The following is a 25,363-nucleotide window of genomic DNA, read 5'->3' on the forward strand; positions in this document are numbered from 1 at the left end:
GTGCGCACCTATTGTCCTGTCCGCGGCGGCCTGCTGCCAAGCGGCCGGATCCACCGGTGGCGAGGTCGCGGTCAGTCGACGAGCGCGACCGACGTCACCCGGTGCAGCGTGAACTGCCGCATCGTGCCGGTGACCGGGTCGAGTGCGTCGAGGTGGCCGCCGCCGACGCCGATCGGCACGACGATACGGTCGGTGGCGGTGCCCTTGTCGTCGACGTAGCCGAGTGAGACGCTGCGCCGCTCGCGGACCGCCAGGTTCAGCAGCGCAACCGCCGCGGCGCCTCCGTTGCGCGACCCGTCGGCGCGGACGGTCTCGGACCGGTTGGCGGTGGCCGCGCGGTCGCCGGCGCGGATGCGTGCCACCACGTCGTCGAGTTGCTCGTCGCGCAGCGCGGCTGGAATGCGGCCGGGGGTGCGCCGGGCCGACTGGCGACGCGGGTGCACCCGTGACCCGCGCGGACGCAGGTCGACGAGCGCGCCGGAGGAGTCCTCGCCGGCGGCGGCGTGACCGGAGGCGCGGAGCTGCTCGAGCACCTCGGCCAGCGGGGCCGGCGACACCGCGACCGTCGGTGCGAGCGCGCGCAGCGCCAGGTGCTGCGCGACCGGCGAGGCCATCACCTCGGCGAGCAGCGCCGGGTCCTCCGAGCGCACGAACGACGACGCGACCCCGGCCCGCAGCCGGCCGTGGCGGCGGGCGACGTCGTCGATCAGGTAGCTGAGCGACTGCGGCACCGGGGTGCGCGAGTGCGTCGCGAACAGCGTCTGGATCTCGGCCCCGGTCAGTCCGGCGTCGAGTGCCCGCCGGATGCTGCCCTCGCTGATCCGGAACACCGTCGCGGTGCCGGCCGACTCGACGTCGGCGACCAGATCCATGCGGTCCTGCAGGGCGGGCACCAGCGGCCCCGGCGCGAGCACCGTCAGGTCCGCCTGCACCAGGACGTGGTCGACCGGCTCGGGCAGGGCGGCCTCCATCGCGGCCGTCACGTCGGCCCCGCCGAGCAGCGCGCGGCCCGGGCCGGACAGTGCGCCGTGCGCGACCAGCCCGACCGCGGTCGCCTCGGCGAGGGTCTGCTCGACGATGACCGGGGCGATCCGTGCGGCCCGTCTGGGGTTGCGCCACTGCAGGATCCGGATCAGGCTCGCCGCGGTCGTCGCATGCCCCGCGCGCAGCGCGGCGAGCTGCTGCAGGACCGTGCGCCGCTCCGACTCGGCGGCCGGCGCGCGCACCTCCTCGGACAGGGCGGCCACCGGTTTGTCCGACGCATCGCGCCGTCCGATCATCCAGGGCCGCCGCGGCAGCGTGAGCCAGGCGGTCGCCAGTTGGTCCCACCGCGGCGCGGGCGGCTGGTGCAGCCACAGATCGGCGGCCGGGGTCGGGGTCCAGCAGTCGTCGCCGGTGTCGACGGGCGGGGGAGGATCGGGTTGTCCGAGCGCGACGAGCCCGGCGGCGTGGAGCACTTCGACGACGAAGCCGACCCGGGTCTCGGTGAGCCCGGTGGTCTTCGCGATCCGGCGCAGCTCTCGCACGCCCAGCCCGCCGGCGCGCAGTCCGGGAGCCGGGACCACGCCCAGCGCGGCGAGCACGTTCGCGCCCTGCCGCAACAGTTCCAGCGCCTCGCCTGCCGCGGCGGCGTCGATGTCCGCGGTCTTGTGCCGGGAGGTCTCGACGACCGGCTCGTCCAGGTCGCGGCCGGCGTCCGGGTCGTGGCCGAGCAGGATCCGGCGGACGCGGTGCGGCAGTTCCACGGTCTGGTCGTCGATCCAGACCAGCAACCCGGCGGCGAGCAACCGCTGGACCGGCCGGTCGGCGGGGGTGCCGCGCCCCGCGTCCCGGGTCCGCCCGATGGGCGACCCCTGGGCGAGCGTGTCGAGCAGCGTGCGTTCGGCGGGCGTCAACTCGGCGACCCGTTCCCGGATCTGTTCGGCCGACTGCTCGTCGTCGTCCGGCGGCGCCAACAGCCCGGTGCGCCACGGCAGCGTGTCCGCGGCGGTGGTGACCAGCTGCAGATCGTCGTCGCCCCAGACCAGCGCGAGCCGGCGCAACTGCGCGATCCGCCGGTCGATCGCGTCGTCGGCGGCGCGACCACCGAACGCGGCCAGGACCGCGGCACGCGGCACCGGCTGTTCATAGGCGCGGGCGGCGGTCAGCGCCTCGATCACGGTCAGCGCGAGGGTGTCCAGATCGTCGGCGGCGCGCTGCACCGAGGCGCGCTGTTCGGCCCGGGCGGCGAGCACCGAGGCGTTGGCCGGTGGCTGCAGGGCGAGGTCGGGCCGGGCGCGCAGCAGATCGGCGAGTTCGGCATCGGACCGCCCACGTAACCAGTCGGCGAGGCCGGTGCCGCCCGTACCGGCGTGGCCCGCGAGGGCGGTGGTGGACGTCATCACTACAAGATTAGGCACCTGGAGTGGCAGGTGATGCGGCGTGCTGTCAAAATGACGGCGTGGCCAATAACAAGAGCAACCAGTACGTCGACAATGGCTGGCCGGAGATCGGCGACGGCGAGCACGCCGTGACCGAACTCTCCTCCACCCGTTCGGGTTCGTTGTCGCCGTTCGGCGAGACCACCGCCTTCCCGCTGCCGCAGGACGAACTGCCGTACGTGCACCCGGTCACGGTCGTCAACCGCTGAGGACGGACGACATGAGCGGCTCCGACGGCGTGGTGCTCCCCGGCAGTTCCGAGGGGCGGCCGACTTCGGAGCTCACCCATCTCGACGAACACGGTCGCGCCCAGATGGTGGACGTGACAGCGAAGACGGTGACGGCCCGCGAGGCCGTCGCCGTCGGTGTCTTCCGGACCACAGCGCAGGTGATCACGCTGCTGGCCGAGGGCGGATTGCCCAAGGGCGACGCGCTGGCGACCGCGCGGATCGCCGGGATCATGGCCGCCAAGCGGACCCCCGAGCTGATCCCGCTGTGCCATCCCATCGCCATCTCCGGGGTGCGGGTCGAGTTCGCGCTGCACACCGACGCGGTGGAGGTGACCGCCACGGTGCGCACCGCCGACCGGACCGGCGTGGAGATGGAGGCGCTGACGGCCGTCGCGGTCGCCGGGCTGACCCTGCACGACATGGTCAAGGCGGTCGATCCGCAGGCGCAGATGGACCAGGTCCGGGTGGTCGCCAAGGAAGGCGGCAAGACCGGATCCTGGAGGCGGACATGACCGCTCGGCCTGCCGAGCCGGCCCGGCGCCGCGCCACCGTCGTGGTGGCCTCGACGCGTGCCGCGGGCGGGCTGTACCCGGACCGGACCGGACCTCTGATCGCCGGGTGGCTGCACGAGCGCGGCTTCGCGGTCACCGGGCCGATCGTCGTCGTCGACGGTGAGGCGGTCGGTGAGGCGCTGCGGATGGCCGTCGACGGCGGGGCGCACCTGGTGCTCACCACCGGCGGCACCGGCATCACCCCGACCGACCGGACCCCGGAGGAGACCGCGCCGCTGCTCGACTTCGAGATCTCCGGGCTGGCCGACGCGATCCGGCGCTCCGGGCTGCCCGCGGTGCCGACGGCGGTGCTCTCCCGCGGCCTCGCCGGCGTGTGCGGCCGCACCCTGATCGTGAACCTGCCCGGCTCGACCGGCGGTGTGCGCGACGGGCTCTCGGTGCTCGCCGACGTGCTCGACCATGCGTTGGACCAGATCGCCGGGGGTGATCACCGGTGAGCGCGGAGGCGACGGTGCTGCGCGCGGACGTGACCGAGGACCCGATCAGCCTCGTCGAGCACGAGGAACTGGTCGCGCACGAGTCGGCCGGCGCGGTCGTCGGGTTCTCCGGCGTGGTGCGAGATCACGACGGCGGGCGATCCGTTCGGGCGCTGGACTATTCGGCCCACCCGAGGGCGGGGGAGGTGATCGCCCGGATCGCCGCGGAGGTGGCCTCGACCTCGCCGGGCGTGCGGGCCGTCTCCGTCAGTCACCGCATCGGCCACCTGGAGATCGGCGACCCCGCACTGGTGTGCGCGGTGGCGGCCGACCATCGACGCGCCGCATTCGAGACCTGCGCGCGACTGGTCGACGAGGTCAAGGCGCAACTTCCGGTGTGGAAGCACCAGCTCTTCGCCGACGGCACGGATGAATGGGTCGGCAGCGCCTGACGGTGCGTTCGGCGATGGCGATTACGCGCCCCTGACGCGCCCCTGACGGGCCCCGGGAGCGCCGGACGAGGGTTCTTGGTCGCCCCTCGGCACACACGACGTACATACGAAGGACCCCGCATCGTCTCGGCGATGCGGGGTCCTTCGGCGGGATGAGGGAGTGCGACGGAGGTCGTCGCGAACTCGCTACTTGGCGAGTGCGTCCTTGTTGGCCTGGAAGATCGAGACGGCGCTCGGGTCGACGTGCACCCCGTGATCGGAGGCCGCGGCAAGCGCGTTGTCGACGCCCTGGATGACGGTCGGATCGACCTTGATGCCGTGCTGCTTGGCGATGTCGAACGCCTTCTGCAGGACCGAGCCGGCCTGGTCGACGGCGGGAGCCGGTGCGGGGGCGGGGGCCTCGGGGGCGGCCTGCTGGACCGGGGCGGCGGGGATCTCGTTGACGGCGTCGGTGGGGACGTCGCGCTCGCTGGCGGCGCCGAGGCCGGTGCCGCAGACGGGCCAGGCGCCCTTGCCCTGACCGGCCAGCACCTTCTCGGCGACGGCGATCTGCTGGTCCTTGGTGGCGTCGTTGGCCGACTGCGCGTACTTGGTGCCGCCGTAGGCCGCCCAGGTGCTCTGCGAGAACTGCAGGCCGCCCTGGTAGCCGTTGCCGGTGTTGATGCCCCAGTTGCCGCCCGACTCGCACTGCGCGACGCGGTCCCACTGGGAGTCGGTCGCGGCGTTGGCGGTGCCGGCGAAGGCCACCGAGGCCCCGCCGATCACGACGCCGGTGACGGCGACCTTGGCGACGGTGGAGCCGGTGGTACTGGGCTTGCGATGGCGTCCGCTCATGTGAAGTCTTCGTCCCTCTCCGCACGCGCCTGCGAGGTCAGCTGTCGGGTTCGGGCTGAGAGGTCGCCCGGCCTCGCCGCTCGTGGCATGAGCGGGTCTGGCTTCACCCCAAGGGTTCATGCCGCTTGCGCGACACGAGCCCGGTGTCCGGCCGGAAGTGGCGGTCGCCCCGAGAGGCTTGCCGTCTTCCTGGAGGACCTTTGGGTCCCCCGTCCCCGTCCCTGGGTGGATCGTCGGTATCCGGTACCCGCGGGACGAGGTTTGGCGCGGCGGGCCGGTGGCGGTCGAAGTTTTTCGACCGCGACTGACGGTAATCGGCGGGGGTCGGCCAGTCACATCTTTCGTTGCTGCCGGTCGGCAGCGGGTGATTTGCCCGAGATGTCGGTGGAGTCCGCGAAAGTGGCAGGTCAGAGCGGGGAAATTACGTTCCGTTGCGTCTCTGTTATCGGGTCGTTATGTGACGTATGTCACGGGTTGGTCAAGGGTTGTGCCTTGCCTGTGGCGCGCCGTTTCACCCGCCCGCGAAGGGCGGCAACACGTCGATCGTGCACCCGGGAATCAGGCGCTTTCCGGTGTCGCGCACGGCAATTCCGTCGCACAGATACGAGCAGCGGGCGAGCACGCGGGCCAATTCCCGGCGGCCGGCGCCGAGTCGGGCGACCAGGGTGTCGACCGTTGCCCCGTCCGATACCGGCCAGGACTCCTCATCCGTCTGCGCCGCGGCGGCCGCCGCGGCGAAGAATCGGACGGTGACCGACCCGGTTCCGGGGTCGGCTTCGGCGACCGTGCCGTCGACGGCGGGGACGTTGCCGGAAGGTGTGGTCATCTCATCCTCCGATCGCGCTCATCGGCCGGCCGGGCTGGGTGAAGTCCGGGTCGCCGATCCCGTGCCCGGCGCGCTTGGACCACATCGCGGCCCGCCAACGCCGCGCGATCGCGGCGTCGGAGGCGCCGGACCGGAGCAACGACCGCAGATCGGTTTCCTCGCGTGCGAAGAGACAGTTGCGGATCTGACCGTCCGCGGTGAGCCGGGTGCGGTCGCACGCCGCGCAGAACGGCTCGGTGACCGACGCGATGATGCCGACCGTGGCCGGACCACCGTCGACCAGCCAGCGCTGGGCCGGCGCCGACCCGCGGGGCGTCGGCTCGGGGGTCAGCGTGAACCGCCGCGACAGCAACTCCCGGGCCCGTTCGGCGGTGATCATGTCCGACCGCCGCCAGTCGTGGCCGGCGTCGAGCGGCATCTGCTCGATGATGCGCAACTCGAAGTTGTGGTCCAGACAGAACTGCAGCAGATCCGGCGCGTCGTCGTCGTTGCACCCCGGGCGCAGCACTGCGTTCACCTTGATCGGTGCCAGGCCCGCGTCGTGCGCCGCGCGCAGCCCGGCGAACACGTCGTCGATCCGGTCACGTCGGGTGATGGACTGGAACTCGACGCGGTCGATGGTGTCGAGCGAGACGTTGACCCGGTCCAGCCCGGCCGCGCGCAACTGTCCGGCCCGGCGGGTCAGGCCCAGCCCGTTGGTGGTCAGCGAGATGTCGGGCCGGGGGTCGAGCGCCGCGGCCGCCGCGACGATCTGGGGCAGGTCCTTGCGCAGCAGCGGCTCGCCGCCGGTGAAGCGGATCTCCTCGACGCCGAGGTCGACGACCGCGACCCGCATCAGCCGGGCGATCTCGTCGGCGGTGAGCAGTTGCTCGGTGGGCATCCAGTCGAGCCCCTCGGCCGGCATGCAATAGGTGCAGCGCAGGTTGCACCGGTCGGTCAGTGAGATGCGCAGGTCGGTGGCGACCCGGCCGTAGGTGTCGAGCAGCGGCCCGGAGGCGAAGCGGTCGTCGTTCTCGTCGACCTCCGGTGGTATCTGACCTGCGACGGCGGGTATCCCGAGCGCGACCTGAGTCATGCCCCCAGCGTAGTCACGGTGCCGGCTGAACGCGGGCCCTAGGATGCTTGCGCAGTGGGTGTCCGGAGTGCGCCGGAACCCGGACGCGGAGGGACTGCAGCGGCGTGAGCGAGTGGCTGAAGATACGGGCGCAGCTCGTCGAGCGTGGCATCGATGCCGGCTTCGACGTCTCCCGGGGTGAGGTACTGGCGCTGCTGGGGCCGGAGGGCGCCGGCAAGTCGAGTGTCCTGGCGATGATCGCCGGCACGGTCACCCCGGACCGCGGTGAGGTCACGCTCGCGGATGCGGTGTTGTTCGACAGCGCCGCATCGGTCGACGTGGCCGTGACCGGCCGGCCGATCGCCCTGATGCCCCAGCGCCCGGTCCTCTACACGAGCCTGACGGTCCGGGAGAACGTCGAATACGGACCGCGCAGTCGCGGATCGTCGGCGACGGAGGCCGCGCGGGTGGCGCTCGAGTGGCTCGGCGCGGCGGACATGGCCGACCTGGTCCGGCGCCGGCCCCGCAAGCTGACCGCGGCGCAGGCGCGGGTGGTGGCGCTGACCCGTGCGTTCGCGGAGGAGCCGCGCGTGCTGCTGCTCGACGACCCGTTCGGCGGGCTCGAGCCCGCGGATGTCGCCCCGGTCCGCGCCGCGCTGCGGCGGCTGCTGCGTCGGCGGGCGGATGCGGCCCGGTCGACCTCGACGGTGATCGCCAGCGCGGAGTTCGTCGACGGTCTGGCGTTGGCCGATCGCGCGGTGGTCATGGAGAACGGAATGGTCGTCGACGCCGGCACGCCGACGGGAGTGCTGGCCGAGTCGCGGAGCCTGTTCGCGGCCGACCTCGCCGGGACGAATCTGCTCTTCGGCACCGCGGTCGAAGCCGATCCGGCGCGGCGACCGGCACTGGCGATGAGGACCGAGGCCGGTGCACAGATCGGTGGCGCGGTCGCCGCGGACCTCGGCGCGGGCGACCCGGCGGTCGCGGTGTTCGCGCCCCGGGCGGTGACGGTGCGCCGGGCGCAGGACGGGATGCCGGGTATCCCCGTGCGGGTGGCTCGCCTGCAGGCGTACGGCGCCCGGATCCGGGTGCGGGGAAGTCACGACGATCGGCGTGAACTGATCGCCGAACTCGGCCCGGCGGCGGCGCGGGAGTTGGCGCTGGAAGTCGGGGCCGAGGCGGTGTTCGTGGTGGATCCGGACGCCGTCGAGATCTTCCCGGCGGGCTAGTGCGTCAGTACCGGGGCGCCGGCGGGTAGAGGCCCTGCTGGTCGACCGGCACGATCTCCTTGCCCAGAGGGACCAGCGAAATCGGCACCATCTTGAGGTTGGCGACGGCCAGCGGGATGCCGATGATCGTGATCGCCTGGACGCAGGCGGTGACGATGTGGCCGAGGGCGAGCCAGATGCCGGCGAAGATCAGCCAGATGATGTTGCCGATCAACGCACCGGGGCGGGTGCCGGGCTTGCTGACGACCGTGGAACCGAAGGGCCACAGCGCATAGGCCGCGATGCGGAACGACGCGATCCCGAACGGGATGGTGATGATCAGCACACAGCAGATCACGCCCGCCACGACGTAGCCGAGCGCCAGCCACAGCCCGCCGAACACGAGCCAGATGACGTTCAGGAGGATCCGCACGGGCCCAGCCTACGCAGATCCGGGCGGGTTTTTCCGGTGTTGCCCCGACTGGACTACTCGCGTGCGCGACGGCCCGAGACCAGCGCGGCGACGACGCCGAGCACCAGTCCGAGCGGGCACAGCATGGAGAGCAGGTAGAGCGTGAGATCGGGCTCGCCGCCGCCGAGGGCGGGGATCAGGAACACCGCGGCGATCGAGGCGATGCCGACGAAGAAGGCGACGACCGCCACCCCCATCAGGATCGCGCCGGGCTTGCGGGCCGGGGACGGCTGTGCGATGGGGGTTGCGGCAGGTACCTCGTGTGACACCCCTTCACGGTAGTCCGCGGGCGGCCGCACCGGATGTGAGGCTCACCTGAGCGGGTTAGACTCGGCAGGGTTCGCGCCCTGCGAGAGCGGGGCGCGTTCGTCGTGCAGCGGGCGTTCGCCGGGTGCACGGCAACGTAGTCAGCAGATTCCCAGTCAAGCGATGAGCAGGTGAGCACGGTGCCGACCGGCAGGGTGAAGTGGTACGACGTCGAGAAGGGCTTCGGCTTTCTCTCCCAAGAGGGCGGCGAGGACGTGTACGTCCGCGCGCCGGCCCTGCCTGCCGGAGTCGAGGGGCTCAAGGCCGGTCAGCGCGTCGAGTTCGGCATGGCCGCGGGGCGACGCGGTCCGCAGGCGCTGAGCGTGACGGTGCTCGACCCCACCCCGTCGGTGCGCCAGGGTGCCCGTAAGGAAGCGGCCGCGAAGAAGCACACTCCCGACGAGCTGCACGGCATGGTCGAGGACATGATCACGCTGCTCGAGGCGAAGGTGCAGCCCGACCTGCGCAAGGGCAAGTACCCGGATCGTCAGACCGCGCGACGCATCTCCGAGGTGGTCCGGGCGGTGGCCCGCGAGCTCGATTCCTGAGATTGCGCGCCGGCCTTCACTCAGGCCGGCCGACACACGACTGTGGCCTCCTCCCGTTCCGGGGAGGAGGCCACAGTCGTGTTCGCGGTGCGGTTCAGCGGCGCAGCAGGCCGGCCGGGGTGGTGTCGAGCGCCCAGTAGGCGCGCGAGAACGGCTCACCCTGGGGGTTCACCACCGACGACGGGAGGTTGATCTCGACCGTCAGCAGCTGGCGGTGCTCGCCCGCGCCGCCCACGGCGACCGCGGTGCGGTCGTTGGGGGCGAAGGTGCGCAGTTCGTACTCCGAGCGCATTCCCGGGCCGAGGTATTCGAGCGTCATCGTCCACGGCGCCCGCGAGATCTCCTTGGGCAGCGAGATCTGCACCGGAGAGCCGGTCGGCACGTCGAGGTGCGCCTTGGTGCCGGAGACGCAGTCGGTCACCTTGATCGAGCAGTACTTGACCGGCCCGGCCTGGACCGACTTGCCGTTCGCATAGAACGTGATCTGCGGCGGCGGGGTGGTGGTGTTCGCGTTGACGACCAGTACCCCGACGACGATCAGCACGATGGCGAGCACGGCCGCCCCGCCCAGCCGCAACAGGATCGTCTTGCCGCTCGCCGGGCGGCTCATCGCACGTTCTCCGCGGACGCGCCGGACGTGACGTTGCCCTCGGGGGCGGCCTGACGGGGCCGGTGGCTGCTGCCGAGACCGGGCAGTACGGAGTATCCGCGATAGCTCAGGATGGTTTGCACGAGTCCGATGGTAAGCAACACCGAGATCACGGTGAATCCGATCCAATACTCGGTGGGCAGCAGCACGCCGAGTGCGCCGCCGAAGACCCAGCTGAGCTGAAGGACCGTCTCGGACCGCCCGAAGGCCGAGGCCCTGGACTCGTCGGGCAGATCGTTCTGGATCGACGCGTCGAGCGACACCTTCGCCAGTGCGCTGGCGATGTTGGCGATCAGGGCCGCGACGGCAACGGTGATCATCGTGTGGGTTCCGGCGGCGAGGGCGGCGACCGCCGTGGCCGCGATGGTGCACCGCAGCACCACCATCCCCGGCCGGCCGAGCTTGAGCCGGGCGCCCAGTGCGTTGCCGGCGATGTTGCCGATGCCTGCCGCGGCGCCGATCGCGCCGGCCATGGCCAGCTGGACCAGACCCTCCTTGTCGGTGTGTGCCTTCGCGACGAAGGGGACGTAGAGAAAGAGGAACCCGATCAGCATCTTGATGGTCGCGGTGCCCCACAGGCTGACGATGATCGTGCGGCCCAGCGGTTGACGCAGCCGGCCCGACGTCGCCGACTTGGGGCGATGGGCCAGGTCCTCTTGCCCGGTGGCGGTCTGGTGGCCGTGGTAGCTCAACGTCGCGGGGACCTCGCCCTCGGTCACCTCGACCCAGGACGGGATGCGCATGCTCAGATAGGCGCCGCCCGCGGCGAGCAGCGCGGTGAACCACAGCGCGCCCGCCGAACCTGTGAGCAGCGCGATGGCCCCCGCGATGGCGCCCGCGACGGTCGTGCCGCCGAGCAGGCCGAAGATCTGCAGCCGTGAGTTGACCCGCACCAGATCCATCTCCGGCGGCAGCACGCGCGGGGTCATGGCGGATTTGAGCACGCCGAACGACTTGCTCATCACCAGCATGCCCAGTGCGGCCGGGTAGAGCACCCACGAGTTGAAGTTGAGCGCCAGCACGACCGCCAGGCCGATCCGCACCACGAACGACGCCGCCAGCGCCAGACGTCGACCGCGTTGCAGCCGGTCCAGCGCCGGGCCGATCAGCGGCGCGATGACCGCGAACGGGGCCAGGGTGATCAGCAGGTACAGGGCGACCTTCGACTTGCTCTCGCCGGTGGCCGCCGAGAAGAACAGTGTGTTCGCGAGTGCGACCGCCAACGCGGCGTCGCAGGCGAAGTTCGCCATGTAGGCGTAGATCAGTGCGGTCAGCCCGGACTTGCCCGCGCCGTCGGCGGTGGCGGCCCGGTGGAACGTGGCGATGCCCTGCCGGGTCAGCTCCCGGCTGCGCATCGCGGCGACGCGGGTGACGGTGATCTTGCGGGGCATCCGCGGTGGCCGGTGCGGTCCGTTGGCGCCGTCGGCCGGGTGCCCCCCGGCGCCGTGTCCCGGGCCGAGGTGGGCGCCGCCGTGTCCGGTGCCGGGGCCGTTCAGCGGCGGCAGTCGACGGGAGCTGTGCGCGCTGTGGGTGCCCGGATGCGGGTCGATCGGGTGGTGGTCGACGGGTCGGCCGGTCGGGGTGTCCGCGGGGGTCTCCTCGGGGTAGGGGTAGTTGGCGAATCCCGGATGGCGGGGGTGCTGGGTGACCGGTTCGTCGGCGGACGACGCGCGTGCGCCGGGCAGTGGGTGCCCACCGCGCGCGGGAGTGCCGCGGCGTTCGCCCGGAATGTTCGGATCGGTCACGGCTCGATTCTTCCCCAGGTGCGAGCCATTCGGCCACAGCCGACCCGGGGGTGTTGGACACAGCCGACCGGGCGTGCCGGGCATTTGCGCTGATACGGCAAGATGGACGTCGTGAACGCACTTGACGCCCATGAAGTCGATGCGACCTCCGGTGCCGACGGCGCCGGCCGGACCGTGCAGCCCACGCTCGCAAGTGCCGTGGACCTCGCCCGGGCCGCCCTGGTCGATCTCGACGAGGGAGTCGTCGGTGCGCATCTGGGTGTGCGCGCCGAGGACGAGTTCTCGGCGACGCACCGGTTCGCCGCGGAGTTGCCCGGCTACCGCGGGTGGGAGTGGGTCGCGGTGGTCGCGACCGTCCCGGGATCCGATCGGGTCACGGTCAGCGAACTCGCGCTGCTGCCGGGTGCGGATGCGTTGACCGCGCCGGAGTGGCTGCCGTGGGACGAGCGGGTGCGGCCCGGCGACCTCGGCCCCGGTGATCTGCTGCCGCCGGCCCCGCAGGACCCGCGGCTGGTGCCCGGGTATGTGGCCAACGGAGACCCGGTGGTCGACGAGATGGCCCGCGAGGTCGGCCTGGGGCGCAAGCAGGTGATGAGCCTCGACGGTCGCCTCGATGCCGCGCAGCGCTGGTACGGCGGCGCGCACGGGCCCGAGTCGGACATGGCTCGGTCGGCGCCGTCGATCTGCGCGCTGTGCGGCTTCTATCTGCCGCTGGCCGGGTCGCTGCGCACGGCCTTCGGCGTGTGCGGCAACGAGATGGCCGCCGACGGGCAGGTCGTCTACGCCGAATACGGCTGCGGTGCACACTCGGACACCATGCTTCCGCACGGCGCCGGGTCGCCGGCCTTCGCGCCGTACGACGACGGGGCACTCGAGGAGGTCGTGCTGCCGGCGCCGGCCGAGGTGGAAGCTGCGATCACTGAAGAGGCCGTCACTGAAGAGGCTGCCGTCGAGAGCCCGGAAGGCGACGAAGCCCCCGAGGTGACCGAAACCTCTGACACGGCCGAAGCGTCGGAGTCCACGCAGTCGGCCGAATGAGCCCACGCGACCCGTTCGGTACGGAGTCGCTGCGCGCCGCGACGCTGCAAGCCTGGCTGGCGTCGCCCACCCGGCTGCGTGAGGACGCCGCGACCGAGGCGGATCTGGTCCGCGGCGGGTACCGCGACCGGGTGTGGACCGAGCTCGCGCAGAACGCCGCCGACGCGGCCCAGCGCGCGGACCGACCCGGTGCCCTCACCGTCTGGCTCGACCGCGACCTCGCATCGGACGACCAGGGCGGCCGCGAGCGAATCCACGTGGCCAATACCGGTGCGCCGCTGGACCGGTCGGGCGTCGAGGCGCTGTGTGCGCTGCGCGCCTCCGGAAAGACCGGCGGGGTGGGACGGTTCGGCGTCGGGTTCACCGCGGTGCTGGCGGTGGCCGATCTGGTGGAGGTCCGCTCGAGCACCGGTTCGGTGCGGTTCTCCGCGGAGGAGACAGCGCGGGCGCTCGCGGAGGCGGGTCTAACGCTGCCGCGCGAGGGCACGCCGACGCTGCGGCTCGCCTGGCCGGCGCCCGAACCGCCCGCCGAGGGCGACACCGAGGTGGTGTTGTGGCTGCGGCCGGATGTGGGTGGCCGCGAATTGCTCGACGCCCTGCGCCGGCAGACAGCGGATCTGCTGTTGGAACTTCCCGCGCTGCAGCGCATCTCGGTCGGCGATGCCATGGTGGAGCGGATCTCGGCCGCGGGTCCGGAAGGTCTGGTGGAGCACCGCATCGGCGGTCGGCGCTGGTTCGAGCATGCAGGCCCCGGCGCGCGCTGGCTGGTGCCCATCGAGCACGACCGTGTTCGACCTGTCGGTCACGACGTGCTGCGGGCGCCGACCGCCTCCGACGAGGAGCTGTCGCTGCCGGCGGTGCTGATCGCGGACGTCCCGATGCAGCCCGATCGTCGCCGCGTGCTGCCGGGTGCCCCGCTGGGTGGTCTCGCGCGGTCGTATCCGGATCTGCTTGCGGCGCTGCCGCGTTCGGACCGAGTCGTGCTCGTGCCGCAGGCGGGGTTCGCCCGCGGAGAGGTCGACGGGCTGCTGCGCGAGGCGGTGTTCGCGGCGTTGCGCACGACACCGTGGCTGCCGGCTGCGGACGGCCCCGACCTCGCCGGTGACGCGGCCGTGCTGGTCCCCGGGCTGACGGACGAGCTCGCGGAACTGCTCGCCGACGTGCTGCCGGGCCTGGCCGCGCCGGAGGTGTCGGCCACGGCCCACGCGACGGTGCTCGCACAGGTCGGCGTCCGCGTGTTCGGACCCGCCCGGCTGACCGAGGAACTGGCCGCCGTCGAGCGTTCACCGCAGTGGTGGGGACGGCTGTACGACGCGCTCGAACCGCTGGTGGTGGACGCGGTCGCGGCGGAGGAACTGGCCGCGTTGCCGGTGCCGTTGTCGGACGGCCGCACGGTCACCGGTCCCCGCACCGCGCTGCTCGGCGTCGACCTGCCGGCGCAGACGCCGCCGCTGCCGTGGCTGCGGCTGGTCCACCCGGCCGCCGCCCATCCGCTGCTGGCGCGCCTCGGCGCGGCGACCGCCACCGCCGCCGACCTGGTGGAGGATCCGGCTATCCGGGCGGCGACAGACGACCTCGAACACGACTTCGCCGGAGACGACCCGGTCGAGGACGCCGCCGGGCGACTGGCCGATGCGGTGCTGGCCCTGGTGGCGGCGGCGGGGTCCGGCTATCGGGCCCCTGAGTGGCTGGGCGCGCTGCTGCTGCCCGACACCACGGGGGAGCTGCGGGCCGCGGATGAGCTGCTGCTGCCGGGCGCCCCGCTGGCCGAGGTGCTGGCGGACGATGCGCCGTTCGCCGCGGCGGCGCAGGCGGCGGTCGACCGATACGGCCGCGACGCGCTGCGGGCGGTCGGGGTGGGGTGGGGTTTCACGGTGCTGCGGGCCGAGTTGCCCACCGGACCCGACCACGACCTCGCCGACGAGGAGCAATGGTGGGAGGGTCTGACCCACGAGCCCGAGACCGTCGTCGCGGTCCGCGACCTGGACCTGGTCGACGACGCGCGGTGGGCGCGCGCGCTCGACCTGCTGGCCGCCGACCCGCAGATCCGGGAGGCGCTGGCGGACCGGGACGGATACACCTGCTGGTGGCTGCGCCGGCACGCGCTGCTGCAGGGTGTGCCGCTGGGACTGCACCGATCCGATGGCGGTGCGTTCGCCGGACTGCTCGACCTGCTCGACCACCCGGCGGCGTCCGCACTGACCGCGGTGGTGGCCGGCGACCGCGTCGACTCGCCCGCGCTGGCGCAGTTGCTGGTCGACCGGCTCGCCGATCCGGACCGCACCCCGGCGCCCGCGGTGGTGGCCGACACCCATCGCCGGCTGGCGGCGGCGGTCGACGCCGGCGCGCTCGACCCGCTTGAGGTCACCCCGCCGGAGCGGGTGCGCGCGCTCGACGCGGCGGTCGCCGAACCGGAGACCGCGCTGGTCCTGGACCTGCCGTGGTTCGGCGAGGTGGTCCCGGCCGACCGGCTGGTGCTCGGCGACCTCGCCACCGCCTCGGCGCTGGCCGAGCTGCTCGACCTGCCGCTCGCGTCGAACGCGCTGGTCGTCGAGGTGATCTCGCACGGCCGCACGAGCACGTGGGACAGGGAACCCGGCGCCGTGCTCGCAGCGGTCCAGCTCGGACGGGAGCTGCCCTCGGGAACCGTCGTCGTCCACGACCGGCTCGTCGTCCGGGTGCGCCGGGACGAGGCCGGGGCGCCCGCGACGGAGCACGAGATCGGCTGGTGGGTCGAGCCCGACGGTGTCACGCACTGCACGCCGGGCTGGGTGCGACCGCGTAGTGGTCGTTGACGACGCGGTGACCGGCTGGGTCGTCGAGCACCGGATGCCCGTGCTCACGGCGGTGTTCGAGGTGATCCCACACCTCGGGGGCTCCCGACCGCCGGGCGAGCCGGACGCCGAGCTCCGACGAAGAATCCAGTTGTTCTATCTGAACTAGAACAGTAAAGTCGGGGGCATGCTGTTGCGCGTCGACCACCGGTCCGAGGTGCCGCTGTATCGGCAGTTGGCCGATTCGGTGCGCGCGGCCGTCGTCCGGGACGAGTTGCGACCGGGTGAGCGGCTGCCGTCGGCCCGCGAGGTGGCCGAGGCCCTCGAGGTGAACCTGCACACCGTGCTCAAGGCGTATCACCAGCTGCGCGAGGAGGGTCTCGTCGAGCTGCGCCGGGGCCGCGGCGCGGTGATCGCGCGGGCAGGTCGGGGCGACGACCGCGACTACGGCCGCCTGCGGGATGCCCTGGGCGTCGTCGCCGACGAGGCGCAGCGCCTCGGACTGTCGGGCGAGGCGGTGGCCGCGTTGCTGCGCGACCACACCGACCCCCGCGCACACACCGAATCGAAAGGTCGCTGATCCGATGTCCCGCATCCGTTCGATCCCGCACCTGGGCCGGCTGGTTCTGCTCACGGCGGGTGTGCCGCTGGTGTTCCTCGCGATCTCGCTCGCGCTGATCTCGTCGTGGTCGGACCGGCTGCCGAGCCGGGTCGCCACCCATTGGGGCTCCGGCGGGGTCGACGCCACCGGCACCCGGGCCGGTCTCGTCGTGCCGTTCATCGTGGTCGTGCTGGTCCTGGCGGTGCTGTTCACCGTGATCGGGCTGTGGGCGGGCGCGGGTGCGCTCGGGCGCAGGCTCGCCGCGGGCTTCGGGGTCGGCGTCACCGCGATGATCTGCGCGCTGATGCTGACGCTGACCCACGGGCAACTCGGCCTCGACGACGCGTTGCGCGCGCCGTCGCCGACCGTCCTGCAGATGCTGCTGGTTCTGTTGATCGCACTGGTCTCCGGCACCGCCGCCGCGCTCGCGGTCGGGGCGGATCCGAAGCTGCCCGCCGAGGGTCCGGTCGACCCGGACGCGCCCAGAGCCACGCTGGCGCAGGGCGAGTCGGCGATGTGGACGGGCATCGCGGCGAGCGCACCGATGCTGTGGCTGGGCATCGCGCTGACCGGTGCGCTGGTTCTGGTGCCGCTGTTCACCGGAGGTGCTGCTGCTGCCGCCGTTCCGGTCGGGATCGTCGCGGGGGTGATCGTCGTCGGTGCCTCGTACTGGCGGGTGACGGTGGACCGTCGCGGACTCCGGTGCGTCGGCGTGTTCGGGGCGCCGCGGCTGTCGGTGCCGCTGGACGAGGTCGAGTCCGCCCACGAGACGCAGGTGCGGGCATTGCGCGACTATGGCGGCTACGGGCTGCGGATGGGACGCGACGGGCGTCCGGGGGTGGTCCTGCGCAAGGGGCCGGCGCTGGAGGTGCGCCGCACCGGTGGTCGCGGACTGGTCGTCACCGTCGATCGGGCAGGGGAGGCCGCGGCGCTGCTGAACACACTGGCCGAGCGGCGGGTCTCGCCCTGACGGCAGCTTTCGTGCCGACAGGGCGAGACCCGGCGGGCCACACTGACAGACAGTTTGCAGCCGAATGACAGCGCGCTCCCGGTGCCCGTCCCTAGTCTGAACGAATCGGCGCCACCCGGGTTCCGATGAGACGCGGACGGTGGCCGGCCGACCGACGACGGGAGGTGGCGACCGGTGACCGTGACCCGGACCGGACCGTCTCCTCGGCAGTCGGAGACCGTCGAGCCTGCGGCGGTGGCTGCGGCGCAGCGCCGTCGCCGACGGCTCACGGCAGTCCGGTGGACCGCCCTCGGGATCTGGCTCGCCGTGGTGGTGTTCCGCACGTGGACAACGGGTTTGGCGTTCAACCGGGAATTGCTGCTGCTGTACATCTGCACCGGGCTGATCGCCGCGAGCATCGGCCGGCGCCGGGTGCTGCTGGTGGTGCGCGACTGGCTGCCGTTCGCGCTGATCCTCATCGTCTACGACCTCAGCCGAGGCGCCGCCACGCTCATCGGACGCCCCACGCTGTGGACTGTCCAGCCGGCGGTGGACCGCTGGCTGTTCTTCGGCCACGAGCCGACGGTGTGGCTGCAGGAACACCTGAAACTACCGCAGCCGCCCTGGTGGGAGGTGATCATCAGCACCGTCTACATGTCGTTCTTCATCCTCCCGTACGTGGTCGCTGGGGTGCTGTGGCTGCGCAACCGCGCGGACTGGCGCGCGTTCGTCGTCCGGTTCGTGACCCTGTCGTTCGTGTCGCTGATCGTCTACGCGATCGTCCCGGCGGCCCCGCCCTGGGCGGCGGCGCGCTGCACAGCCGCGCAGGTCGCCGGCGGACCCTCGAACCCGGACTGCATGTCCGCGGCGGCGGGCAGCGCCCCCGGCGACGGACTGCTCGGGGCGATGCACGCACTGCAACCGGGTGCGCACTCGTATGTGGAGCGGCTCTCGACGCGGGGCTTCGACGTACTGCACCTGCACGCGGCGAGCGCGTTGCTCGACGAGGGACAGGCCGGCGTCAACCAGGTCGCCGCGATCCCCTCGCTGCACGCGGCGTTGTCGGCGATGGTGGCGGTGTTCCTGTGGACCCGGGTGCGCCGTCGCTGGCGTCCGCTGCTGGCCGCCTACGCGCTGACCATGGCCTTCACGCTGGTCTATGCGGGCGAGCACTACGTGTTCGACATCCTGCTCGGGTGGGCGACGGCCGCCATCGTGCTGGTGGTGATCAGCCGACTCGAACGCCGTGCCCTCGACCGCCGGGCGCACCCCCGGTCAGTCGATGCCCTTCTGGGCGCCGCGCCGGCCCAATCGGACCGCGCGACGCTGGATCATGAAGATCAGATAGCCCAGGCCGCCGATGACGATCCCGGCGTAGCAGGTCGACAGCAGGGAATCCCAGCGCGACCCGGATAGCAGGATCGCCACGGTAGCGACCACCCAGGCGAGCGTTCCGGCGGCGACCACGGGCCGGGGATCGGTCAGGCGTGCGGGGAGCGGCGGCGCCTGACGGGTGGTCGTGTGATCTGTGCCGTCTTCGCTCACGACGAGCAGGTTACCGGGGCCGCGGTCCTTTACGCTTCCGCTATGTCCTTCCGCACCCGCACGCTCGACGGTTATTTCAAGATCTCCGAGCGTGGCTCCAGTGTGTCGAGGGAAATCCGCGGCGGCGTCATGACGTTCGTCACGATGGCGTACATCATCGTGCTCAATCCGCTGATCCTGGGCAGTTTCTCGGCCGACGACGCGACCGCCAAGCGGGATGTGCTCGGTCACATCCTGCCGGTCAGCCAGGTCGCCGCGGTCACCGCGCTCGTCGCCGGAGTGATGAGCCTGCTCTTCGGTGTGATCGCGAACTTCCCGTTCGGCATCGCCGCGGGGCTGGGCGTGAGCAGTCTGCTGGCGGTGACCATCGCCCCGCAGGTCACCTGGCCCGAGGCGATGGGCCTGGTGATCATCGACGGTCTCGTCATCGTCCTGCTGGCGGTGTCCGGCGTGCGGACCGCGGTGCTCAACGCCATTCCCGGCGCACTGAAGTCGGCGATCACCGTCGGCATCGGCCTGTTCATCGCGTTCATCGGCATGGTCGACGCGGGATTCGTGCGGCGCCTGCCGGACTCGGCGCACACGACCATCCCGGTCGGGTTGGGCATCGACGGGTCGATCGCCTCGTGGCCCACCGCACTGTTCGTGTTCGGGGTGCTGCTGATGGGCGTGCTGGTGGTCAAGAAGGTCCGCGGCGGACTGCTCATCGGCATCGTGGTGACGACGGCACTCGCGATGCTGGTGCAGGCGATCACCCATGTCGGTTCTTCGTCGGGCAACCCGAAGGGCTGGAACCTGTCGGTGCCGGGGGTGCCGCACGTGCTCGCGGAACTGCCCGACCTCTCGCTCGTCGGCGACGTCAGCTTCGGCGCGTTCACCCGCATCGGGGCGCTGTCGGCGAGCCTGCTGGTGTTCACGCTGGTGCTGGCCAACTTCTTCGACGCGATGGGCACCATGACCGGCCTCGGCAAGGAGGCGGACCTGACCGACGAACAGGGAAACCTGCCGGGCATCGGCAAGGCGCTGATGGTCGAGGGCACCGGCGCCATCATCGGCGGCGCGTGCTCAGGGTCGTCGAACACCGTCTTCGTGGAGTCGGCGGCCGGTATCGCCGAGGGAGCCCGCACCGGCCTGGCCAACGTGGTCACCGGGCTGCTGTTCCTCGGCGCGATGTTCCTGACCCCGCTGTATGCGGTGGTGCCGATCGAGGCCGCGGCCCCGGCGCTGGTGGTGGTCGGTGCGCTGATGATCGGGCAGGTTCGGGACATCGACTTCAGCAGCTTCCAGGTGGCGCTGCCGGCGTTCCTGACGATCGTCGTCATGCCGTTCACGTATTCGATCGCCAACGGCATCGGCGTCGGGTTCATCGCGTGGGTCGCCACGCACACCGCCGCGGGCCGGGCACGGGATGCGCATCCGCTGATGTGGGCGGTGGCGCTCGCGTTCGTCGCGTACTTCGCGGTCGGGCCGATCACCGCCGCACTTACCTGAATCCCGCACTGCCGTGGCACCCGCGCTGGCCTGAAAGCGACTGAGCGGTCGGCCCGGTACCGTATCGTTTCGTTTGTGAATGACGGAGACCGCACCCTGGCCGGCGACCTCTCGCTGGCGGTGGTTCGACTGGCTCGGCACCTTCGTGGCCGACGTGGCGACGCTCCGGTGTCCCTGACCCAGCTGTCCGCGCTGTCGACCCTGTACCGGGAGGGGCCGATGACGCCCGGCGCGCTCGCCTCGCGCGAGTGGGTCCAGCCGCCGTCGATGACGCGGGTCATCTCGTCGCTGGCGGAATCGGGTCTGGTCGATCGGGCCCCGCATCCCACCGACGGACGGCAGATCATCGTCTCGCTGTCCGAGTCCGGTAACGCGCTCATCGAGGGCGAGGCGAGCGCCCGCGAGGCGTGGCTGTCCGAGCGCCTCGAGACGCTCGACCCCGCACAGCGCGACGCGCTGCGTTCGGCCGTCGACGTCATCACCATGCTCGTCAACGAGCACGACTGACGCCCGCCCCCGCCCGGATCTCCACCCCCGCCTCCACCCGAGGGTGGATCCGCCGCGAACCCGGACTTCCTAGCGTTGCAGGTGTTCACGACCGCCGCACCAGGAGCCGAACATCATGGGACCCGCCCAGATCGTCCTCGCCGTCGCCGCCGTCTGCTATCTCATGTATCGCCGCTACCTCGGCGACGTGCTGCAGGCCAAGCGGCTCCTGATCCTGCCGGTCGTGCTCACGATCATCGGGCTGAGCAGCCTGGGGGACCTGCGGACACTGTCGGTCGCCGCGCTGGTCCTGATCGCCGTCTCGGTGGCGGTCAGTCTGGTGCTCGGGGTGCTGCGCGGGTTCACCGTGCAGGTCGGGGACCGCGACGGCGTGGTGTGGATGCGCTACCGCGCGGTGACCCTCGTGCTGTGGGCGGTCAACATCGCCGCGAAGGTCGGGCTGGGTATGGTCGCGCACGTCGTCGGCGCGGCGGATTCGACCGGCACCGGCGTGATGGTGGCGCTGGGACTGGGCATCCTGGCCGAGTCGCTGGTCGTCCTGGCCCGCGCGATGAGGATGGAGTCGACGCTGCTCTGGAGCAAGCGGGACCGCCGCACCGGTGCGCCCGTCGCGTTCGGCCCGTCCCTGCCGCGCTGACCCGTGACGGAGCCGGGGACCATGCGTGAGTTGCGGGGCCGGGACCACGCAACTCACGCACAGGCGATACTGTCCGACATGACGTTTCGCGAGCGGTCCGGTGAACGGGATGCGCCGGCGTTGCTCGCGAGCGACCGGATGCGGGACGGCATGCAGCCGTTCGTGTCGCTCGCGCTGATCATCGGATCGGCCTGGACGGTCCGGCCACTGGGTCTGCACGGTTTCGGTCTGGTCCAGCTGATCCTGCTGGTGATCAACTCGTTGGTCGTGCTGCAGCGGTCGATACCGGACCGCTTTGTGCCGGAACGGGTCCGGGCGGGGACGATCTGGATCGGGATGCTCGCCTCCGCAGCCATCCTGGCGACGGCATCGAACAGCATCGCGTCGGCCTTCCCGTTCTTCCTCGCCGGGCACGCCGGCTACCGCTACCCGCTGCGCCGCGCGGTGACGGTCGGCGCAGCGACGGCGCTGTGCAGCGTGGTAGCCCTGCTGATCGCGGCGGCCGTCGGACATGACGCGATGGCGTGGCCGTTCGGTCTGCTCACCGGACTTCCGGTGCTGGCGGGGATCGCCCGGCGGCAGCGCACCGAGGCGCTGCGCAACGCGCGGATCGCCGTCGAGCAGACGCGGCGGGCTTCAGCCTCCGAGGCGCGCGAGCACGCCCTGGCCGAGCGCGCCCGGATCGCCCGCGACATCCACGACGTGCTCGCGCACTCGCTGTCCGGGGTGAACATGCAGCTGCAGCTGGCCGACGCCCTGATCGGACGGGATCGGGTGGTGGAGGGGCGGGTGGCCCTGGGGCAGGCGCAGTCGATGGTGCGCGAGGGCCTCACCGAGGCGCGTAAGGCCGTCTACGCGCTGCGCGACGAGACGTTGTCGCCCGCAGGGGCGATCGCCGCGATGCTCGAGACCGACCCGGCCGCCACGGATTTGGAGCTGACCGGCACCGAGCGCGCCGTCGACACCGCCGTCGCGCAGGCGCTGGTGCGCGCGGTGCAGGAGTCGCTGACCAACGCCCGCAAGCACGCCCCCGGGGCGACGCTCTCCGTACGGCTCGGTTACGGCGACGCGGAGGTGACGGTCGAGGTGCTCAACGGTCCGGGCACGCAGGCCCAGCCGGAACTCGGCCGGTCCGGCGGCGGGATGGGGCTGGTCGGGATGCGTGAACGCGTGAACCTGTTGGGCGGCACGATGGAATCCGGGCCGGTCACGACCGGTCCGTTCGCGGGAGGATGGCGGGTATGGGTGCAGATCCCGGCGTGAAGGATTCGGAACCACGGGACGAGGGCGCCGTGTTGCGGCTGGTGGTGGCCGACGACCAGGCGGTCATCCGCGAGGCCGTGGCCACCATGCTGGACATGATGGACGACGTCGAGGTCGTGGCCCGTGCTGCGAACGGGGCGGAGGCGATCGCCGCGGTCGAGCGGGAGCGCCCGGCTGTCGTGCTGATGGACCTGCGGATGCCCCAGGTCGGCGGCATCGAGGCGACCCGGAACATCACCGAACGGTTCCCGGACGTCGCGGTGCTGGTGCTCACCACATTCGACGACGAGGACTCGATCGTCGCGGCGCTCGGCGCCGGGGCCCGCGGCTACCTTACCAAGGACGCCGGCATCGACGACATCGCCCGCGCAGCACGGTCCGCCGCCGCCGGACAGTCCGTCCTCGATCCCGCGGTGCAACTGCGACTGGTCGCCGCGGCACGCCGCGGGGCGCCCCCGGCCGAACCTGCACGGTCGCCGTCCGGGCCGCCGGTCGACCTGACCGCCCGGGAGGCGGAGGTGCTCGGCCTGATCGCGGAGGGGTTGAGCAACAAGGACATCGCCGCGCGGCTGTTCATCGGCGAGGCGACCGTCAAGACCCACATCAACAACCTGTTCGCCAAGGCACGACTGCGTGACCGCGCACATGCGGTGCACTACGCGTTCACTCACGGCATGGTGTGAATTCGGCTGTGCCGCTTCGGTGTCGGGCGTGGATCGGTGTCGGGCAGAGCCGTCACAGGTCGAACAGCCGCACCGCGTTGTCGTGGCAGACGCCGCGCACCCAGTCGTCGCCGAGGTCCAGGCGGGTCAGCGCGGTGAGCGCGTCGAGATACCGGTAGGGGATGTTTGGGTAGTCGCTGCCGAACAGCACCCGGTCCCCGAGGTCGGCGAGCCGTGGCAGGTCGGCGGCCGGGAACGGGTGGTTCTCCTCGGTGAAGTCGGTGAACGCCATCGTCGTGTCCAGGTGCACGCCGGGATGGTTCTCGGCGAGGTCGAGGAACGCGCTGTACTCGGGCAGCCCCATGTGCGCGACGATCAGCCGCAACTCGGTGTAGCGCGACAGCAGCGCCGCGATCGGCTCGGGACCCGTGAAGGTGCCCGGCGCCGGCCCGGAACCGCAGTGGATCACCACCGGCACCGCGGCGTCCTCGAGGATCCCCCAGACGTGGCTGAGCAGCGGGTCGTTCGGGTCGTAGTCGCCGACCTGCACGTGCGCCTTGAACACGCGCGCGCCGGCGTCGATGGCCGCGGTCACATACTCGGCGGCGCCGGGCTCCGGATGGAAGGTCGCGGTGTGCAGGCAGTCCGGGGTTCGCGCCGCGAACTGCGTCGCCCACTCGTTGAGCCACTGCGCCATGTCCGGCTTGTGCGGATACACCAGCGAGGTGAACGCCCGCACGCCGAACTCGCGCAACCGGGCGACACGGGCGTCCTCGTCCATCCGGTACGTGATCGGCCACTCGCGGGCGGTCAGCGGACCCACCGCGTCGAAGTAGGCCCACACCTTGTCCATCACGTTCTTCGGCATGAAGTGCGTGTGCACGTCGACGAGGCCCGGCAACCCGAGCTGCCGCCAGAACTCGACGACCTCGGCCGCCTCGTGGTCGCCCGCGGTCGTCCCGGATTCGCTCATCGGGCCAACCTAGCGCCGTGCGTGAGTTGCGGGGTCCCGACCCCGCAACTCACGCACGGCGTCGCCTTCCTGCAGTGCACGTTTTCTACAATGACCAGGTGGTTCACGTTATCGACATCGACGACCCCGCCGACCCGAGGCTGGACGACTACCGGGATCTGAACTCCTCGGACCGTCGTCCCGACCTGCCCGACGGCAAGGGACTGGTGATCGCCGAGGGTGTGCTGGTCGTCCAGCGCATGATCGACTCGCGTTTCGACCCGATCAGTCTGCTCGGGGTGGACCGGCGACTGACCGAACTCGGCGCCGACCTCGACGACCTCGGCGTGCCGTTCTACCGCACCTCGGCCGAGGTGATGGCCGAGGTGGTCGGCTTCCACCTCAACCGCGGGGTGCTGGCCGCGGCCAAGCGGGCACCGGCGCTCGCGCTCGACGAGGTGCTCGACGGCGCCCGCACGGTCGCGGTGCTCGAGGGTGTGAACGACCACGAGAACATCGGCTCGATGTTCCGCAACGCCGCCGGCCTCGGCGTCGAGGCGGTGTTGTTCGGCGACCGCTGCGCCGATCCGCTCTACCGGCGCGCGGTGCGGGTGTCGATGGGCCACGTGCTGCGGGTGCCGTTCGCGCGGGCGGCGAACTGGCCGCACGACCTCGAAGCGCTGCGGGAGAAGGGCTTCCAGACCATCTCGCTCACGCCCCATCCGGAGGCGGTCCCACTCGCCGAGGCGATGACGGGCGAGAAGGTCGCGATCCTGCTCGGCGCAGAGGGACCAGGGCTGCAGGAGCGCACCATGCGCGGAACCGATGTGCGCGCCCGCATTCCGATGGCGCCGGGGACCGACTCGCTCAACGTCGCGACCGCCGCCGCGATGGCCTTCTACGAACGGGTGCGCAATGGATGTTGACCGGACCGACTCGGTGACCGCAGCGGCCGGGCTGACCGTGGCGGTGGCCGTGACCATCTGGACCGCACTGGCCGTGGTGTCGCTGAGCATGGCACTCGCGGGGGTCAACCCGTGGCTGGCCTCGGTGACCAACGTGCTGGTCGCGGTGGGTGCGGCCCCGGCCCTGTGGCATCGCCGGCGCGAGCCGGTGTGGCGCTGGTGTGTGTGCGGACTGGCCACCGGAGTGGTGGCGGGCTGGGTCTGGCTACTGGCGAGCGCGCTGTGGGGTTAGGCGCTACCCTGCTCA

General features: G+C 71.8%; 28 protein-coding genes and 1 pseudogene. 19 read left to right on the plus strand and 10 right to left on the minus strand.

What is annotated here, in order from left to right:
* Positions 1 to 71: 71 nt before the first annotated feature.
* Positions 72 to 2,381 carry a helicase-associated domain-containing protein gene (locus G4X40_RS16565; protein ID WP_277834026.1) on the minus strand — a complete coding sequence of 770 codons (2,310 nt, stop codon included), beginning with the start codon at positions 2,379 to 2,381 and terminating at the stop codon, positions 72 to 74.
* Positions 2,382 to 2,440: 59 nt separating this feature from the next.
* Here G4X40_RS16565 and G4X40_RS16570 point away from each other — a divergent pair, with 59 nt between their 5' ends.
* From G4X40_RS16570 to G4X40_RS16585, 4 genes are read left to right on the plus strand one after another with little or no spacing between them, the layout of a single operon-like run.
* Positions 2,441 to 2,629: a hypothetical protein gene (locus G4X40_RS16570; RefSeq protein ID WP_277834028.1), complete on the plus strand. Its 189-nt coding sequence runs from the start codon at positions 2,441 to 2,443 to the stop codon at positions 2,627 to 2,629.
* An 11-nt stretch (positions 2,630 to 2,640) separates the two neighbouring features.
* A complete protein-coding gene (moaC, locus tag G4X40_RS16575) occupies positions 2,641 to 3,162 on the plus strand; it encodes a cyclic pyranopterin monophosphate synthase MoaC (protein WP_277834031.1) in 522 nt (173 codons plus the stop codon).
* Positions 3,159 to 3,659, plus strand: coding sequence for a MogA/MoaB family molybdenum cofactor biosynthesis protein (locus G4X40_RS16580; RefSeq protein WP_277834032.1), 501 nt, complete (start codon positions 3,159 to 3,161; stop codon positions 3,657 to 3,659). The genes moaC and G4X40_RS16580 overlap by 4 nt, the downstream gene beginning before the upstream one ends.
* Entirely contained in the window at positions 3,656 to 4,090 is a 435-nt protein-coding gene (locus tag G4X40_RS16585; RefSeq protein ID WP_277834035.1) for a molybdenum cofactor biosynthesis protein MoaE, read from the plus strand. Before G4X40_RS16580 ends, G4X40_RS16585 begins: the two co-directional genes overlap by 4 nt.
* A gap of 186 nt (positions 4,091 to 4,276) precedes the next feature.
* Here the strand turns inward: G4X40_RS16585 and G4X40_RS16590 are convergent, their stop codons facing one another.
* The 3 genes from G4X40_RS16590 to moaA all read right to left on the minus strand — a co-directional run bounded on the left by G4X40_RS16590 (position 4,277) and on the right by moaA (position 6,825).
* Positions 4,277 to 4,924 carry a transglycosylase family protein gene (locus G4X40_RS16590; RefSeq protein WP_277834037.1) on the minus strand — a complete coding sequence of 216 codons (648 nt, stop codon included), beginning with the start codon at positions 4,922 to 4,924 and terminating at the stop codon, positions 4,277 to 4,279.
* A gap of 511 nt (positions 4,925 to 5,435) precedes the next feature.
* Complete coding sequence (locus G4X40_RS16595) at positions 5,436 to 5,750, minus strand: MoaD/ThiS family protein (RefSeq protein ID WP_277834039.1); 315 nt, start codon at positions 5,748 to 5,750, stop codon at positions 5,436 to 5,438.
* 1 nt (position 5,751) lies between these two features.
* Positions 5,752 to 6,825: a GTP 3',8-cyclase MoaA gene (gene moaA, locus G4X40_RS16600; RefSeq protein WP_277834041.1), complete on the minus strand. Its 1,074-nt coding sequence runs from the start codon at positions 6,823 to 6,825 to the stop codon at positions 5,752 to 5,754.
* Between the two features lie 104 nt (positions 6,826 to 6,929).
* Between moaA and G4X40_RS16605 the strand changes: the two genes are divergently transcribed.
* Positions 6,930 to 8,033, plus strand: a complete 1,104-nt coding sequence (locus tag G4X40_RS16605) for an ATP-binding cassette domain-containing protein (protein ID WP_277834043.1) — start codon at positions 6,930 to 6,932, stop codon at positions 8,031 to 8,033.
* Positions 8,034 to 8,037: 4 nt separating this feature from the next.
* Here the strand turns inward: G4X40_RS16605 and G4X40_RS16610 are convergent, their stop codons facing one another.
* A complete protein-coding gene (locus tag G4X40_RS16610) occupies positions 8,038 to 8,445 on the minus strand; it encodes a YccF domain-containing protein (RefSeq protein WP_277834045.1) in 408 nt (135 codons plus the stop codon).
* A 53-nt stretch (positions 8,446 to 8,498) separates the two neighbouring features.
* Positions 8,499 to 8,753 (minus strand): hypothetical protein, encoded by a 255-nt coding sequence (locus tag G4X40_RS16615; protein WP_277834048.1) that lies wholly within the window; start codon positions 8,751 to 8,753, stop codon positions 8,499 to 8,501.
* 177 nt (positions 8,754 to 8,930) lie between these two features.
* Here G4X40_RS16615 and G4X40_RS16620 point away from each other — a divergent pair, with 177 nt between their 5' ends.
* Entirely contained in the window at positions 8,931 to 9,338 is a 408-nt protein-coding gene (locus G4X40_RS16620; protein ID WP_277834182.1) for a cold-shock protein, read from the plus strand.
* A gap of 94 nt (positions 9,339 to 9,432) precedes the next feature.
* On the opposite strand, the gene G4X40_RS16625 is transcribed toward G4X40_RS16620, so the two are convergent.
* The gene (locus G4X40_RS16625) at positions 9,433 to 9,948 is read right to left on the minus strand and encodes a DUF2771 family protein (protein ID WP_277834050.1); all 516 of its coding nucleotides are present in this window, start codon (positions 9,946 to 9,948) and stop codon (positions 9,433 to 9,435) included.
* Entirely contained in the window at positions 9,945 to 11,732 is a 1,788-nt protein-coding gene (locus G4X40_RS16630) for an MFS transporter (protein WP_277834052.1), read from the minus strand. Before G4X40_RS16630 ends, G4X40_RS16625 begins: the two co-directional genes overlap by 4 nt.
* Before the next feature lie 102 nt (positions 11,733 to 11,834).
* Here G4X40_RS16630 and G4X40_RS16635 point away from each other — a divergent pair, with 102 nt between their 5' ends.
* From G4X40_RS16635 to G4X40_RS16660, 6 genes are all read left to right on the plus strand, one after another.
* The gene (locus G4X40_RS16635) at positions 11,835 to 12,770 is read left to right on the plus strand and encodes a DUF3027 domain-containing protein (protein ID WP_408642227.1); all 936 of its coding nucleotides are present in this window, start codon (positions 11,835 to 11,837) and stop codon (positions 12,768 to 12,770) included.
* Positions 12,767 to 15,565 carry a sacsin N-terminal ATP-binding-like domain-containing protein gene (locus G4X40_RS16640; RefSeq protein WP_277834053.1) on the plus strand — a complete coding sequence of 933 codons (2,799 nt, stop codon included), beginning with the start codon at positions 12,767 to 12,769 and terminating at the stop codon, positions 15,563 to 15,565. Before G4X40_RS16635 ends, G4X40_RS16640 begins: the two co-directional genes overlap by 4 nt.
* Positions 15,555 to 15,713 carry a hypothetical protein gene (locus G4X40_RS16645; RefSeq protein WP_277834054.1) on the plus strand — a complete coding sequence of 53 codons (159 nt, stop codon included), beginning with the start codon at positions 15,555 to 15,557 and terminating at the stop codon, positions 15,711 to 15,713. Before G4X40_RS16640 ends, G4X40_RS16645 begins: the two co-directional genes overlap by 11 nt.
* A gap of 18 nt (positions 15,714 to 15,731) precedes the next feature.
* Positions 15,732 to 16,124 (plus strand): GntR family transcriptional regulator, encoded by a 393-nt coding sequence (locus G4X40_RS16650; protein ID WP_277834055.1) that lies wholly within the window; start codon positions 15,732 to 15,734, stop codon positions 16,122 to 16,124.
* A 4-nt stretch (positions 16,125 to 16,128) separates the two neighbouring features.
* Positions 16,129 to 17,115: a hypothetical protein gene (locus G4X40_RS16655; RefSeq protein WP_277834057.1), complete on the plus strand. Its 987-nt coding sequence runs from the start codon at positions 16,129 to 16,131 to the stop codon at positions 17,113 to 17,115.
* Positions 17,116 to 17,295: 180 nt separating this feature from the next.
* A complete protein-coding gene (locus G4X40_RS16660) occupies positions 17,296 to 18,510 on the plus strand; it encodes a phosphatase PAP2 family protein (protein ID WP_408642238.1) in 1,215 nt (404 codons plus the stop codon).
* Here G4X40_RS16660 and G4X40_RS16665 read toward each other — a convergent pair.
* Positions 18,439 to 18,639 (minus strand): annotated as a pseudogene (locus G4X40_RS16665) (DUF2530 domain-containing protein); the annotation flags it as partial. The gene G4X40_RS16660 and the pseudogene G4X40_RS16665 sit on opposite strands and share 72 nt — an antisense overlap.
* Positions 18,640 to 18,681: 42 nt before the next feature.
* Between G4X40_RS16665 and G4X40_RS16670 the strand changes: the two are divergent.
* The 5 genes from G4X40_RS16670 (at position 18,682) to G4X40_RS16690 (ending at position 23,220) form a co-directional block, all read left to right on the plus strand.
* On the plus strand, positions 18,682 to 20,130 hold the full coding sequence (locus G4X40_RS16670; protein WP_277834058.1) for an NCS2 family permease: 1,449 nt from the start codon (positions 18,682 to 18,684) through the stop codon (positions 20,128 to 20,130).
* Positions 20,131 to 20,205: 75 nt separating this feature from the next.
* Positions 20,206 to 20,637: an Rv0880 family HTH-type transcriptional regulator gene (locus G4X40_RS16675; protein ID WP_277834059.1), complete on the plus strand. Its 432-nt coding sequence runs from the start codon at positions 20,206 to 20,208 to the stop codon at positions 20,635 to 20,637.
* 115 nt (positions 20,638 to 20,752) lie between these two features.
* On the plus strand, positions 20,753 to 21,274 hold the full coding sequence (locus G4X40_RS16680; protein ID WP_277834061.1) for a hypothetical protein: 522 nt from the start codon (positions 20,753 to 20,755) through the stop codon (positions 21,272 to 21,274).
* A gap of 78 nt (positions 21,275 to 21,352) precedes the next feature.
* Positions 21,353 to 22,537 (plus strand): sensor histidine kinase, encoded by a 1,185-nt coding sequence (locus tag G4X40_RS16685; RefSeq protein ID WP_277834063.1) that lies wholly within the window; start codon positions 21,353 to 21,355, stop codon positions 22,535 to 22,537.
* Positions 22,516 to 23,220 carry a response regulator gene (locus G4X40_RS16690; protein WP_277834065.1) on the plus strand — a complete coding sequence of 235 codons (705 nt, stop codon included), beginning with the start codon at positions 22,516 to 22,518 and terminating at the stop codon, positions 23,218 to 23,220. Before G4X40_RS16685 ends, G4X40_RS16690 begins: the two co-directional genes overlap by 22 nt.
* Positions 23,221 to 23,272: 52 nt before the next feature.
* Here G4X40_RS16690 and G4X40_RS16695 read toward each other — a convergent pair whose 3' ends face one another.
* Complete coding sequence (locus G4X40_RS16695; protein WP_277834066.1) at positions 23,273 to 24,172, minus strand: amidohydrolase family protein; 900 nt, start codon at positions 24,170 to 24,172, stop codon at positions 23,273 to 23,275.
* A gap of 98 nt (positions 24,173 to 24,270) precedes the next feature.
* On the opposite strand from G4X40_RS16695, the gene G4X40_RS16700 reads away from it, so the two are divergent.
* Complete coding sequence (locus G4X40_RS16700) at positions 24,271 to 25,077, plus strand: TrmH family RNA methyltransferase (RefSeq protein ID WP_277834067.1); 807 nt, start codon at positions 24,271 to 24,273, stop codon at positions 25,075 to 25,077.
* Positions 25,067 to 25,348 carry a DUF2537 domain-containing protein gene (locus G4X40_RS16705; RefSeq protein WP_277834069.1) on the plus strand — a complete coding sequence of 94 codons (282 nt, stop codon included), beginning with the start codon at positions 25,067 to 25,069 and terminating at the stop codon, positions 25,346 to 25,348. Before G4X40_RS16700 ends, G4X40_RS16705 begins: the two co-directional genes overlap by 11 nt.
* The last annotated feature ends 15 nt before the right edge of the window (positions 25,349 to 25,363 follow it).

Source organism: Speluncibacter jeojiensis, assembly GCF_029589495.1.
Taxonomy (GTDB): domain Bacteria; phylum Actinomycetota; class Actinomycetes; order Mycobacteriales; family Mycobacteriaceae; genus Speluncibacter; species Speluncibacter jeojiensis.

Bases quoted from the DNA above. Each gene is read 5' to 3' on its own strand.
- G4X40_RS16635 (WP_408642227.1), top strand. From the start codon at position 11,835: ATGGACGTCGTGAACGCACTTGACGCCCATGAAGTCGATGCGACCTCC.
- G4X40_RS16625 (WP_277834050.1), bottom strand. From the start codon at position 9,948: ATGAGCCGCCCGGCGAGCGGCAAGACGATCCTGTTGCGGCTGGGCGGG.
- moaC (WP_277834031.1), top strand. From the start codon at position 2,641: ATGAGCGGCTCCGACGGCGTGGTGCTCCCCGGCAGTTCCGAGGGGCGG.
- G4X40_RS16685 (WP_277834063.1), top strand. From the start codon at position 21,353: ATGACGTTTCGCGAGCGGTCCGGTGAACGGGATGCGCCGGCGTTGCTC.
- G4X40_RS16690 (WP_277834065.1), top strand. From the start codon at position 22,516: ATGGGTGCAGATCCCGGCGTGAAGGATTCGGAACCACGGGACGAGGGC.
- G4X40_RS16565 (WP_277834026.1), bottom strand. From the start codon at position 2,381: ATGACGTCCACCACCGCCCTCGCGGGCCACGCCGGTACGGGCGGCACC.
- G4X40_RS16590 (WP_277834037.1), bottom strand. From the start codon at position 4,924: ATGAGCGGACGCCATCGCAAGCCCAGTACCACCGGCTCCACCGTCGCC.
- G4X40_RS16680 (WP_277834061.1), top strand. From the start codon at position 20,753: ATGGGACCCGCCCAGATCGTCCTCGCCGTCGCCGCCGTCTGCTATCTC.
- G4X40_RS16695 (WP_277834066.1), bottom strand. From the start codon at position 24,172: ATGAGCGAATCCGGGACGACCGCGGGCGACCACGAGGCGGCCGAGGTC.
- G4X40_RS16640 (WP_277834053.1), top strand. From the start codon at position 12,767: ATGAGCCCACGCGACCCGTTCGGTACGGAGTCGCTGCGCGCCGCGACG.
- G4X40_RS16670 (WP_277834058.1), top strand. From the start codon at position 18,682: ATGTCCTTCCGCACCCGCACGCTCGACGGTTATTTCAAGATCTCCGAG.
- moaA (WP_277834041.1), bottom strand. From the start codon at position 6,825: ATGACTCAGGTCGCGCTCGGGATACCCGCCGTCGCAGGTCAGATACCA.
- G4X40_RS16580 (WP_277834032.1), top strand. From the start codon at position 3,159: ATGACCGCTCGGCCTGCCGAGCCGGCCCGGCGCCGCGCCACCGTCGTG.
- G4X40_RS16650 (WP_277834055.1), top strand. From the start codon at position 15,732: ATGCTGTTGCGCGTCGACCACCGGTCCGAGGTGCCGCTGTATCGGCAG.
- G4X40_RS16595 (WP_277834039.1), bottom strand. From the start codon at position 5,750: ATGACCACACCTTCCGGCAACGTCCCCGCCGTCGACGGCACGGTCGCC.
- G4X40_RS16655 (WP_277834057.1), top strand. From the start codon at position 16,129: ATGTCCCGCATCCGTTCGATCCCGCACCTGGGCCGGCTGGTTCTGCTC.
- G4X40_RS16705 (WP_277834069.1), top strand. From the start codon at position 25,067: ATGGATGTTGACCGGACCGACTCGGTGACCGCAGCGGCCGGGCTGACC.